Raw genomic sequence first — 12,426 nt, forward strand, 5'->3', positions numbered from 1 at the left:
ATGCCCAACGCGCAGCTTAGGGCGGGTGTTGCAGCGGCGCAATTCGTGGCGATTTTGCTGAACAATCAAAAGACCACGCGCGACCGGTTGTTGTGGCCGCTGGCGATTCGCGTACGCTTTGGCCTTGCCGGTCGCGGACCTGCCGGCGCTTTGGAGAAATCATGGCCTTTTCGGTGCTGCTGGCAGGCATCTATGTCTTCACCACGGTGTTCGCGCTCGGCGTGACCGCGATCGAAAGCCTGGGCCTACTCGGCGACGGCGATGGTGGGAGTGGCGACGGCGGTTCCGACGGTGGCCATAGCGGCGAGGGCGATGCAGGCGATGGCGGCCACGATGCAGGCGGCGACGACACCAGCGGCGAATCCGGGGTGGCCGTACGCGGCAACGCCTGGCAGCACAGCCGCCGTTCCGGCCAGACCCTGTTCACCATTCTCGGGTTGTTGCGCCTGACCGTTTATTTCGGCCTGGGCTTCGGGCCGATGGGGCTGGTGGCCATGCTGCTGGGCGCCAATGCGCTGGTGAGCCTGTTGTGTGCGGTGGCCGCCGGCGTGGTGGCCGCGGTGCTCTATCGCCGGGTCATCCGGTTCCAGCAAAAGGATCTGGATTCCACCGTGCACGATCGCGATCTCATCGGCGAACGCGCCCAAGTTCTGATCGCGATTTACCCGCACGAGATCGGGCGCGTACGCATCCAGCTCGACCAGATGGTGCGCGATCGCTATGCGATCAGCGATGCCGACGATTTCATTCCCAAGGGTGCGTATGTGGACGTGATCGCGGTCAGCGACAAGGGTCTGGTCGTGACCATGCCGGATAACTGAAACGACGCGCGCGTCGCAATACACACGATTCGATAACAGGAGGCGTCAATGGGTGTTGATCCGGGACAAACCTCGACATTGTTCGGCTTTGCCATGGCCGGCGGTATCGCGGTTCTCATATTTCTCATACTGGTGGGCTTTCTGCGCGTGCTGGTACGCGTGTGCCCGCCGAACCACGTCATGGTCATCCAGGGCGCCAAGACTCAGGTCAACGAAAAGACCTACGGGTTTCGCGTGATTCTGGGCGGTCGTGCGATCGTGATTCCGTTTCTGCATCGCGCCGAACTGCTCGATCTGAGCGTGTTGCCCATCAACGTACGCGTGGAAGGTGTGAACTCGGCCAACGGCATTACCGTGGGCGCCGATGCCACCGCCTGCGTGTGTGTGGATGTCGAGGATCAGGGGCTGTTGTTCACCGCGGTCGAGCGCATGCTCGGCAAGAGCCGCGAGGAGATTCAGGATCAGATCCAGCAGACCATGATCGGCAACTTCCGCGGCGCAATGAACCGCACCACGCCGCTGGAAGCCATGGGCATGGTCGAGAGCGTGGAAAAGGTCAACGCCGGCGAGTTGCCCCAGGCGGACGACACCACCCGCGTAGGCGAGGGCGAGCGCGCCCACTTTCGCCAGGAAATGCTCGAGGATGCCAACGAGGACCTCTCCAGCTTCGGCATGAAGGTGGTGTCGGTGGCTTTTCAGCGTATCTGGGACAGCTCCGATTACATTTCCAATCTGGCTACCAAGTCGGTCGCGCATAAACGCCAGGAAGTCGAGGTTCAGGAAGCGCGTCTGGCGGCCGTGGCCGAGTCCGCCGAGTCCGATAGCGAGCGTCGTCAGGCGATCGCCAAGGCCCAGGCGGACGAGGCGATCGTCGAGGCCCAGCAACGTCTCGGGCTGGTCGAACAGGAATGCAACGCGCGTATCGAACAGGCCCGCCAGGAAGCCGACGCCGGCATTGACGAGGCCACCAGCACGGCCCAGTCGCGGGTCGAAACCGCACGCAGCGAACTGCAGGAGTACAAAAACACCTCCGATGTGACCCTGCGGGCCGAGAAGGAAAAACTCGCCGCCGAGATTCTGTCGCGCGGCGACAACGACGCCGTGAATATCCTGCGCGGCGTGCGTAACGAACTGCTCGAACGCAAGGCCACGCTGCTGGCCAGTGCCGGCGCCAACGCCCGCGTGCCGCTGTTCGTGCAACAGCAGCTGGGTTCGCTGTTCGATGCCTATGCCGATGGCGCCAAGAATCTGCGCCTGGACAACCTCACCTTCATGGGCGATGGCGACGACGACGGCGTGAATGCGGCGGTCAACCGCGGTCCGGCGGGTCTGGTGAATTTCCTCGAACAGTTCGAGCGGGCCTTCGGCATCAGTATCAAGCAATTCATGAGCGCCAGCGACGCGGCGCGCACGCGTCCGGCCGAGGAGGGCTAAGCCATGGCATCCACGCTCGTTATGTCGTTTTTGTTGCTGGTGGCACTGATCGTGCTCACGCTGGCATTCCAGTTCGTTCGCAACTTCAAGGTCGTCGGCGCCAACCAGGTGGCCATCGTCGCGGGCAAGGGCCCGCACGGCTATCGCACCTATCACGGCGGCCGGGTGGTCGTGTGGCCGCTGATCAACAAGCGCTATGATCTCGACCTGCGCCCGAGTACCACCTCCGTGGAAGTCCAGTCGGCGATCGCCAAGGGCATGGTGCCGCTGGACGTAACGGCCACGGTATCGTTTGCCGTGTCCTCGTCGGGCAAGGTGCTCCAGAACGCCATTCGCCGGATTCTGTCCATCGCCCAGGACCGGGCCGAACTGATCCAGGTGACCAGCTCGATCGTCGAGGGCCATCTGCGCGACTCCATCGCCACGATGACGCCGGAACAGGTCATGCGCGACAAGGATCAGCTGGTGCGCAACATGATCCGTGTCTGCAAGGAAGATCTGGAGGCGATCGGGCTCGAGATCACCACCATGAACATCGCCGATGTCGAGGATCATCGTTTGTCCGGCATGGGCGACGGCGAACTCTATATCGGCCTGCTCAACCGCACCCAGTCCGCCAGTGCCAAGTCGCAGGCACGTTGCTCGCAGGCCGAGGCCCACGCCACCTCGCGTGAACAGGCTGAGGCCCGGCGCGGCGAGGTCGAATGCCGCAAACGCGATAACGAACGCGAATCGCTGGAAACCAGCACCAGCGCCAAGGTCGCCGACGAACGCCAGCGTGGCGCGGTCGGGATCGAACGCGCCAAGCGCGACGGCAGCGCCAACGAAGCCGGCGTGCGGGCCCAGATCGCGGCCGAGAAACAGCGGATCGCGTACCTGACTGCCCAGTACGAGGCCGAAATCGTCACCCCGGCCCACGGCAAGAGCGATCGCCGACGCCTGGAAGCCGAACAGGAGGCCTTTGAAATCCGCGGCGTAGCCGATGCCGAAATCGAACAGCTGGCCAAGACCATCGAGATTCTCAATCGCGGCGGCGCCTCGGCGCTGGAGGCCTATCTGATCGACAACTTCGATGCCTTCATCCGGCCGTTCGCACAGACGCTCAATCTGTTCCCGGCCTCGCAGGTATCGGTGCTCACCGGCGTGGGCGGCGAACATGCGCCGATTTCGGCGGTGGACCCGCACCCGATCGAACGCCAGAAGGCGGATTTGATCCGTCAGGCCTTCGGCAACGCCGACGTCGCCGGTGCCTGGGCCGAAGGCAACGTGGGCCGGCCCTCTCAGCAGGATTAGCCCAGCCCGCGTGTACGGCCGGCCCGCGCCGGCCGGCCGTACCAGCGTCCAAGGTCGCGTAACCCGGCAACCATCCTGTGCCCGATTCGACCACGTTGGCCGGATCTCAGCCGCTACGTTCGCGCAGGCGTATTGTCCGCAAATGAACGCGAATACACCCGAATAAGGCGAAAAGACGCCGCGTAGGTTGGCTTCGGCCGCTAGGCGGTAAGCCAACACGGGCTGGCCTCGCGGGCGGTCGGAAGGGCGTGGTCGTTTGGCTCGCCAGAGTGTGTTCCTTGTTGGATTACGCTTCGCTAATCCAACCTACGCCCTGCCCACTGGAGCGGCCGACAAGCGCGACCGCATAGGCGAGCCTGGCCCGTCTATGCGGCCTGTTTTTCGCGAATGAAGGCTTCGACCAGGTCGAGCAGGATACGCGCGCTTTCGGTCTGGTAGGCGTCGATTTCGTCGTCATCCAGCGCGTGGGTGCTGAGTTCCTCTTCCTGCGGGTCTTCGTCTTCCTCGCTCTTTTCGAAGGCTTCGTAGTCTTCGAACGGCGGCTCGCCGGTGGCCTTGCGATGGGTGTTGGCGAGTTTCAGGCTCTGCTGCTTGAGTGCTTTCTGCTCGGCGCGGCGCTCGTCGAGATTGAGCGATACCCGTGTCTTTTCACTCTGCTGGCGGGCCAGGCGAATCCGCTCGACGCGGTAGCGATAGTCCGGGTCGTTTTCGATACGCATGTCATGGCCGCGTTTGAGCGTATCCAGCAGCTGATCGATTTCGTCCGAGTAGGGGAAGGTCGTGGGCTTGATCCGGTCCCAGGGCAGGGCATTGGGCAGCGCGCTTTCACCGATCTTGCTGGGGTCGATCGCCGCCGGGAAGGTGATATCCGGGCTCACGCCGCGATCCTGGGTGGAATCGCCGGTGACGCGATAGAACTTGGCCTGGGTCAGCTTGATCTGGCCTTCGGAGAGCGGCATCAGCGTCTGAACCGTGCCCTTGCCGAAGGTCTGGCCGCCCAACACGATGGCACGCCCATAATCCTGGAGGGCGCCGGCCACGATTTCCGAGGCCGAGGCCGACAGCCGATTGACCATGACCGCCAGCGGGCCGTCGTAGACCGGGCCGTCGTTGCGATCGCCCAGAACCTGGACATTGCCGTCGGCATCGCGAATCTGCACCACGGGCACCGAATTCATGAACAGGCCGGTGAGCTTCATGGCCTCGCCGAGCGCGCCGCCGCCATTGTTGCGCAGATCGAGCACGATACCGGCCAGGTCCTTGTTCTTCTTGAGTTCGACCAGCAGCTTTTCGACGTCCTTCGCGGTGCCGTTATAGAACGACGGCAGACTGATCAGGCCCACGTCGACGGTCTGGCCGTCGCGTTCGAGTTTGATGATCTGCTTGCGCGCGGCCTGATCCTTGAGTTCGATCTTGTCGCGTACGAGGGTGATGGTCTTGGTCTGGCTGTTGTCGGCCGGCGAGATCTGCAGGCGCACGGTCGAGCCTTTCTCGCCGCGGATGAGCTGCACGGTTTCATCCAGACGCATGCCCACCACATCGGTGAATTCGCCGTCTTCGCCCTGGCCCACGGCAATAATGCGATCGGTGGGCTTGAGCTTGCCCGACTTGGCAGCCGGGCCGCCCGGAATCAGGCGCACCAGTTCCGCATAGCCGTTCTTCGAGCGCAGCTCGGCGCCGATGCCCTGCAGCTGCAGGTTCATGTCGATATTGAAATCTTCCGAACGCCGCGGCGAGAAATAATCGGTGTGCGGGTCGTAGCTGTGGGTGTAGGCATCCATATAGGCCGAGAACGCGTCCATCGGCTCGGCCTGACGCAGTTGCTTGAGCTCGTTGGAATAGCGCTGGGTGAGGCGCTTTTCGATCTCGTCGTCATCGAGATCGTTGAGCTTGAGATTGATCAGCTGGTTTTCCAGCTGCTTGGTCCACAGGGCCTCGCGCTCGCTGGCATCGGCCGGCCAGGGCGCGTTTTCGCGATCCACGTCGAAGCTTTCGTCGTCGTCGATATCCAGGCTGTCGATGCCCTGTTCGACGCGGTTGAGCGCCCACTGGTCGATCTGGATACGACGCTTTTGATAGGTGTTGTAGATATCGAAGGCCGCCCGTGTCTGGCCCTGCTTGAGTTCGTCGTCGAGCGAGTGCTCGTACTTGTCGCGCAGGCGTTCGATATCCGATTGCAGAAATACACCGCGGGTGCCGTCGAGCTCGTCGAGATAGGCGTTGAAGAATTTCTCCGAAAACGCGTCGTTGAGATCGACCTTGTTGTAGTGGTTCTTTTGTAGCTGCTTGACGACTTCGCGGTCGATCTCGCCCTGGTTGGCATCGGGTACCAGCGGTGTATAGCCCTCGGCGGTGCCGGCACCGGCATCCGGTACCGGTTCCGGGTCGGCCGGCGCGTCCGCCGCGCAGCCGGTCTGCGCGAAGGCGAACAGGACAATCAGAAACAGCAGGGCAAGCTTGCGCATGAAGAAACTCGTTGATTGGCCGGAATCGGCTGTACGGCGACAGCGGCGCGGGGCCCGAGGCCGCCGCGGGCTTATACGGTTATTGCCATTGTTGCCATTATGGCGTATCGCTTTCACGATACACGAATTATTTGCGATCTCCGGCAGCACGCGGACGATGCACGGTCACATCGTGTCTATCGGTGTAGGCCGCGCGCTGTGTCGATGATCGCAAGCCTTATTGGGTCTATCGGCTGCCAATAACCGCAGTGAATGCGCGGTTGTCGACGCAAGCGCGTACGAATAGCCGATATTCCACGTCTGAAATCATGCCCGGGCCGGGCGCTTACGTGCAATGCGGGCAGACACGGAGGCGGTTCAGCCGAACACCAGGCGCAGCGCCGGTAGCAGCAGAATCAGCGCCAGGGCGCGCGAGAATGTCTTTTGATTGATTCGGTAGTGCAGTCGGTTGCCGACCAGCAGGCCGAGGGCGATACCGGGTACGGTCAACAGCGCCATCAGGGCCAGTTCGCCGGTGAGCAGGCCGAGCTGAAAATAGACGATGTTCTGGGTGATCGTACCGCAGAGAAACGCCAGTGTGAGCACCGAGCGCGCCGTCTGTTTCGGGTAGCGCAGGCTCACATAGATCAGCAGCGGAATCGGCGATACGCCCACTGCGCCCACGATGATCCCGGCCGCGCCGCCGCAGCCGAACAGACAGGCGCTTTCCCGGCGTGTGCGTGGCGGCGGCTGATCCGGGGTGGGCGTGCGCCAGAGCATGAGCGCGACATACACCAGTATTGCCATGCCCAGCCCGCGGCGCAGTATCTCTGCCGGCAGGATCGCCAGCAGCTGGCCGCCCACGACGATGCCCAGCGACAGCCCGAGTGCGGCGACCGGCCCGCGCCGCCAGTCCATTTCATGGCGGGTCAGCCAACTGAGCATCAGATTGGGCACGAGCACGACCATCGCCACGGTCGCGACCACATCGCGAAACGGAAACAGCATCACCAGCAATGACAGGGTCAGCGTGCCCGAGCCAAAGCCGGTCATGCCCTGTGCACAGGCCCCGGCGAATGCGGCGAGATTGAACAACAGAATCTGCACGGTCGTCCCGATTTGAGATGACACCGGCGCGGGCCGGCGGTAACGAGTGATGCGCTCGGCGCGACGCGCAAGGGTAAACGTTTGCCGTGGCCGCGTCGTGTCTTGCGGCGTGATCTCCCACGTCGGGCCGTGTCTGCAGGCAATACGGGCGAACTGTCCAGGGCCGTTCGTCGCGATATAAGCCGTCGCATCGGCGACCAGGCCGCGGCAAGACAAGGCATCGTGCGTGCCGCGTGGTTATTCCTGTCAGCGAGCCAGACAATGAACCATCACGCCGGATTGCCGTGCGGTGGCGTGGCTTGGCCGCCGACCGATCGTTATGGGTTGGGGTTGCTCGTGCCGCAACACGCCATGCGTCGTTAAGTTCGTTGAGCGTGGGCTTGCCACGCTCGGCGGCCCGCGCCTTGGCTGACACGTCCGGCACGGGCAATGCGATGGCATATCCCGCGACGACAGGCCCTAGAATATGCGCCTGGGTTTGCGATTCGGGTTGGGTCATTGCGCTGGCATCGTCTGCAGTATCTGCTCGCTTTCGAGCGCTTCGCCGATGCGTTGCGTGTATTCGTCGCGCTCACCGGCGTCATGCTCTATGCCGGGCTGGGCAACAACGCCCACGAGCTGATTCCGCTCATGCTGGGCGTGATCGCCGCGGCGATCGCCGAAACCGACGACAGCTGGCGCCGACGCGCCAGTGCGCTGGCGGTAACACTGCTGTGTTTCGGCCTGGCCGCATTGATCGTGCAATGGCTGTTCGAGCGCACGTGGCTATTCGGGCTGGCGCTGACACTGGGCTCGTTTTTGCTGGTGATGATGGGCGCGGTGAGCGCGCGCTATGCAACCATCAGTAATGCCACGCTGTTGCTGGCGGTCTACGGCATGATCGGGCGCGATCAGCACAGTCTGACCGATGCCTTCTGGCACCAGCCGGCACTCCTGGTGGCCGGGGCCGGCTGGTACGGGTTGTTGTCGTTGCTGTGGAATGCGCTGTTCGTGCACCGGCCCGTGCGCCAGGCGCTCGCACGGCTCTACGATGCGCTGGGCGATTATCTCGACTGCAAGGCCCGCCTGTTCGAACCCAGTCGCGGCCTGGATATCGCCGCCTGTCGCAATGCGCTCGCGCACGCCAATGCGCGGGTCGTTGCCGCACTCAACGATACGCGACTGGCATTGATCGACCGCCTGGACGGGCGGCGTTCGCGCTCGGCGATGGAAGAGAACCTGCGCCTGTATTTGGCCGCCCAGGATATTCACGAACGCGCGGCGTCGTCGCATTATCCGTACTCGCGTCTGGTTCAGGCGTTTTTCCATAGCGATTTGATGTTTCGCGCGCAGCGTCTGATCGCGGCCGTGGGCCGCGCCTGTCGTGAACGCGGCGCGGCCCTGCGCTACGAGGCACCGACGCGGTTTGCCTATCTGCAGACCGCGCGTTCGGAGTTCGATGCCGCGCTGACTTATCAGCGCGAAGGCAACCCGGCACCGGAGCGTGGTCTGCTCGCCGCGGTCGAAGAACTGGCCGACAATCTCGATACGCTCACCGACCGGGTCGCCAGCGCCGAAGCGCCCGCCGAACAGAGTGGCGAGCAGCGCCTGCAGGACCCGGCGCCGGCCTCCTTCGGCGAAGGATGGCGTCGTATCGTGGTCGAGCTCACGCCGGCCTCGGCGCGTTTTCGCCATGGTCTGCGGCTGGGCCTGGCGATGCTGGCCGGGTATATCGTGCTCAAGCTCGTGCATCCGGAACAGGGCTACTGGATCCTGCTGACCGTGATGCTGGTCTGCCAGCCCGACTACGGCGCGACCCGTCAGCGGGTGGTGCAGCGTATCGGCGGCACCGTGCTTGGCCTGGTTCTGGGTTGGGCCTTACTCAAGCTCTTTCCCGCGACCGAAATCCAGCTGCTGCTCACGATCGCGGCCGGAGTGACGTTCTTTGCGGCGCGTTTTCGCCGCTATGTGGTGGCCGCCGCGGCGATCAGCGTGCTCGTACTGCTGGCCTTCAACCAGGTCGGCAACGGTTTCGATCTGATCGTGCCGCGGCTGCTGGATACGGTCATCGGGGCGGTACTCGCGTTTGCTGCCATGCGGTTGGTATTGCCGGATTGGCGTTCGCGCGAACTGCATCAGCGCCTGGCCGATGCGCTGGCGGCCAACGGCCGGTATCTGCGTGCGATCCTGGCCCAGTATCGCAGTGGCAAACGCGACGATCTGGCCTACCGGATCGCCCGCCGCGATGCCCATAACGCCGATGCCGCGGTGAGTACGCATGTCTCCTCGGCGCTCAAAGACCCGCACGGTGCACGCGCGGACAGCCGCCAGGCGCTGGCCGTACTGGCCAGCGCGCAGACGTTGATCGCGCATCTGTCCACGCTGGGCGCCCACCGCCAGGTACTGGCCGCGCATGCCGGCAATACCTTGCTCGAGCAGGTCGGCGCCTATATCGCGGATACGCTCGAAGAGGCCAGCCATGCGCTCGTGCGTGGCGAGCCGATGCCGGTCGACAGCGAATACGAACACAGCCTGCGCGATGCCCTGACTGCGGCCCCGTGGGGAGATATGGAGCCCCAGCGGCTGATTGCGAGCCAGCTCGCCCAGTTGCTGGACGAACTGCCGCGGCTGCGACGCATCGGGCAGGCGCTGGTGCGTTAGCGCGTGATCGCTACGATATCGTTCGGCTCAAGGCGGGTATTCCAGGCCTAGCGATGTGATGGCTTCGTTCCTGAAGAGGAACCGCAGATTGCGCAGATTACGCAGATGAATAAGCGCGCCGCCCATGCGGCTGACGACAGCGAACGAGCGCGATTTCCTGTCCTGGGTCTGTGTGATCTGCGGACCTTTTCGCCAGGCAGGCGTGGTGTCCGCAAATGAACGCGAAGACAGGCGAATACGACGAACGGCAGCGCGCCTGAAGGCCGGCCGGTCTGATATTCATGCCGCCTGCTGAACTGTGTACATCATCAGGTAGGGCGTTACGGGCCTGGCCTGACGGCACGGGCAGGGCGATAGCCTGGCCCGTGGCAACAGGCCCTAGTCGTCGTCGCCCGGCAAGGGCAGCTGGGCGATATGGAATTCACGCACGACCTTGATCGTCGGGCGCAGCAGAAAATGCACCGAGCCGAGAGTGAAACACCAGGTCGCCGGGATCATCAGGCTTTCATAGAAGAACATCACCGAGCCGACCAGAAAATACAGGGCCGCGAAAAAATCGTTGAGCGTATAGAGCTTTTCGTAGCGCCCGTAGACCTTGCGCTGATGGTGGTCGGTGGCGTGCTTGGGTTCGAACATGGCAGCCATGAATATGTCCTGTAACGGCGAAGCGGGCGACACAACATAGCGAATTGCCGGCGTCGCGAAATGGCCAGGGCCCGGCCCCGTGCGAGCCGTTCGTCGGTAACGTCTTGATAGAACGGGGCTCGCCGGGCGCGCTTGCGCCCGGGCAGGAATAGCCACGCGGCGCAAAAGCGCGGCCGGCGCGCGCAACGACGGCGTGTCAGGCCGGCACGCCGCCCAGGCAGTAGTACTTGGTCTCCAGATATTCCTGCATGCCGGCATGCGCGCCTTCGCGGCCCAGCCCGGATTGCTTCATGCCGCCGAAGGGCACGTGTGCGCCGGTAATATCCATGGTGTTCACGCCGACCATGCCGTAGTCGAGCCCGCGCATGAACTTGCGGATACGCGCATCCTGATGGGTATGCACATAGGCCGCCAGGCCGTACTCGGTATCGTTGGCGCGTGCGATCACTTCGTCGTCGTCATCGAAGGCGCAGACCGCAGCCAGTGGGGCGAAGGCCTCTTCGGAAAAGATGCGCATGTCGGCGGTGATGTCGGCCAGCAACGTGGGCATGAAAAAACGTGCACCGGGCGCTTCGGACTGGGCGCGTCCGATGACACGGGCGCCACGCTGTTCGGCGTCGTCGGCCAGGGCCTGGGCTTTTTCCACCGCGCGCTCGTGGATGAGCGGGCCGATATCGGTATCGTCTTCGAAGCCGTTGCCCACGACCAGCGCGTTCATGCGCTCGCCAAAGCGCTCGACGAAGGCCTCGTAGAGATCGCGGTGCACGAATATGCGGTTGGCCGCTACGCAATCCTGGCCACTGGTCTGAAACCTGGCGGCGATGGCCGAATCCACGGCCGTATCCAGATCGGCGTCGTCGCAGACAATGAACGGCGCATTGCCGCCCAGTTCCATCGACATGCGCTTGACCGTGTCGGCGCCGTCGCGCAGTAGCTGGCGACCGATCGGGGTCGAGCCGGTGAACGACAGGGCCCGCACCCGGGTGTCGTCGCACAGAACCTTGGATACGCGCTTGGCATCGCCGGTAACGACGTTGAATTCGCCGTCGTCGAGTCCGGCCTGCTCAGCCAGCGCGGCAAGCGCAAGTGCCGAAAACGGCGTTTCGCTGGCCGGCTTGACCACCACCGTGCAGCCGGCGGCCAGCGCGGCCGCGGCCTTGCGGGTGATCATCGCCAGCGGAAAGTTCCAGGGCGTGATCACGCCCACGACGCCGACCGGTTCTTCGACCGTGCCCAGCGCCATCTGCGGGTCTTCGGCCGGGATGTTCTGGCCGTCACTACGCCGGCCCTCCTCGGCAAACCAGCGAATGAAACTGGCCGCGTAATCGACTTCGCCGCGCGCTTCTTCCAACGGTTTGCCCTGTTCGCGTGTCATCAGCCGGGCCAGCGCTTCGCGGTTGTCCTGCATACCTTCGTACCAGGCCAGAAGCCGGTCGGCCCGGGTGCTCACTGCGGTGTCGCGCCAGCGCCCGAAGGCGGCATGGGCGGCATCGATCGCGCCCTGCAGGCGCGCGCTTTCCAGATCCGGAATATGGCCGATGATCTCGCCCGTGGCCGGGTCGTCGACAGCGCGGGTGGCCTGCTCGGCGGCATCGATCCAGCGTCCGCCCACATAGGCCTGTTCGCGAAAAATAGCGTCGTAGGTTGCGGTCATGACGTTGCCTTGGTGTTCGTGCGATATACACGAACTGGGGATGCAAAGCGCCAGTGTCAAACCCGATCGGGCGACAGATACGCAGACAACGCCCGCCAGCGACATTACGTGCCGGGTATAGCGGTCTGGGTTGATAGGCCTGGGCAACGCGACGTTGGCGTATTGGGATGGCGACGCTGGGCAATGGTCGTCGCAGCACGGCCGGGGGGCGATCGAAGATGGCGCTCCCTACGAGACTCGAACTCGTGTTTTCGCCGTGAGAGGGCGACGTCCTAGACCGCTAGACGAAGGGAGCTGCGATCGCGGCGCACAGTATAGCCACAACCGCGCATGGCTCAAGCGATTTTTGCGGGATTTCTGCATAACCCCGACAGGTTGTGCAGAGATT

At 63.7% G+C, this 12,426-nt stretch carries 8 protein-coding genes and 1 tRNA gene; 4 read left to right on the top strand and 5 right to left on the bottom strand.

Features of this window, described 5'->3' with window-relative positions; translation table 11 throughout:
• Nucleotides 1-161: 161 nt before the first annotated feature.
• From T5B8_RS04390 to T5B8_RS04400, 3 genes are read left to right on the top strand one after another with little or no spacing between them, the layout of a single operon-like run.
• Nucleotides 162-821 carry an NfeD family protein gene (locus T5B8_RS04390; protein ID WP_353176584.1) on the top strand — a complete coding sequence of 220 codons (660 nt, stop codon included), beginning with the start codon at nt 162-164 and terminating at the stop codon, nt 819-821.
• 48 nt (nt 822-869) lie between these two features.
• Nucleotides 870-2,255, top strand: a complete 1,386-nt coding sequence (locus tag T5B8_RS04395; RefSeq protein ID WP_353176586.1) for an SPFH domain-containing protein — start codon at nt 870-872, stop codon at nt 2,253-2,255.
• 3 nt (nt 2,256-2,258) lie between these two features.
• Nucleotides 2,259-3,548, top strand: a complete 1,290-nt coding sequence (locus T5B8_RS04400) for an SPFH domain-containing protein (protein WP_353176588.1) — start codon at nt 2,259-2,261, stop codon at nt 3,546-3,548.
• A 365-nt stretch (nt 3,549-3,913) separates the two neighbouring features.
• Here the strand turns inward: T5B8_RS04400 and T5B8_RS04405 are convergent, their stop codons facing one another.
• Together T5B8_RS04405 and T5B8_RS04410 are read right to left on the bottom strand one after the other, a co-directional pair.
• Nucleotides 3,914-6,013, bottom strand: a complete 2,100-nt coding sequence (locus tag T5B8_RS04405; protein ID WP_353176590.1) for a carboxy terminal-processing peptidase — start codon at nt 6,011-6,013, stop codon at nt 3,914-3,916.
• A 357-nt stretch (nt 6,014-6,370) separates the two neighbouring features.
• The gene (locus T5B8_RS04410; RefSeq protein WP_353176592.1) at nt 6,371-7,099 is read right to left on the bottom strand and encodes a sulfite exporter TauE/SafE family protein; all 729 of its coding nucleotides are present in this window, start codon (nt 7,097-7,099) and stop codon (nt 6,371-6,373) included.
• 498 nt (nt 7,100-7,597) lie between these two features.
• On the opposite strand from T5B8_RS04410, the gene yccS reads away from it, so the two are divergent.
• Nucleotides 7,598-9,739, top strand: a complete 2,142-nt coding sequence (gene yccS, locus T5B8_RS04415; protein ID WP_353176594.1) for a YccS family putative transporter — start codon at nt 7,598-7,600, stop codon at nt 9,737-9,739.
• Between the two features lie 378 nt (nt 9,740-10,117).
• Here yccS and T5B8_RS04420 read toward each other — a convergent pair whose 3' ends face one another.
• The 3 genes from T5B8_RS04420 to T5B8_RS04430 all read right to left on the bottom strand — a co-directional run bounded on the left by T5B8_RS04420 (nt 10,118) and on the right by T5B8_RS04430 (nt 12,333).
• Nucleotides 10,118-10,384, bottom strand: a complete 267-nt coding sequence (locus T5B8_RS04420; RefSeq protein ID WP_353176596.1) for a YrhK family protein — start codon at nt 10,382-10,384, stop codon at nt 10,118-10,120.
• Between the two features lie 196 nt (nt 10,385-10,580).
• The gene (locus T5B8_RS04425; protein ID WP_353176598.1) at nt 10,581-12,038 is read right to left on the bottom strand and encodes an NAD-dependent succinate-semialdehyde dehydrogenase; all 1,458 of its coding nucleotides are present in this window, start codon (nt 12,036-12,038) and stop codon (nt 10,581-10,583) included.
• A 219-nt stretch (nt 12,039-12,257) separates the two neighbouring features.
• Nucleotides 12,258-12,333: transfer RNA gene (locus tag T5B8_RS04430), tRNA-Glu, on the bottom strand.
• Between the last annotated feature and the right edge of the window lie 93 nt (nt 12,334-12,426).

Origin of the sequence: Salinisphaera sp. T5B8, from assembly GCF_040361255.1 — a bacterium.
Classification (GTDB): domain Bacteria; phylum Pseudomonadota; class Gammaproteobacteria; order Nevskiales; family Salinisphaeraceae; genus Salinisphaera.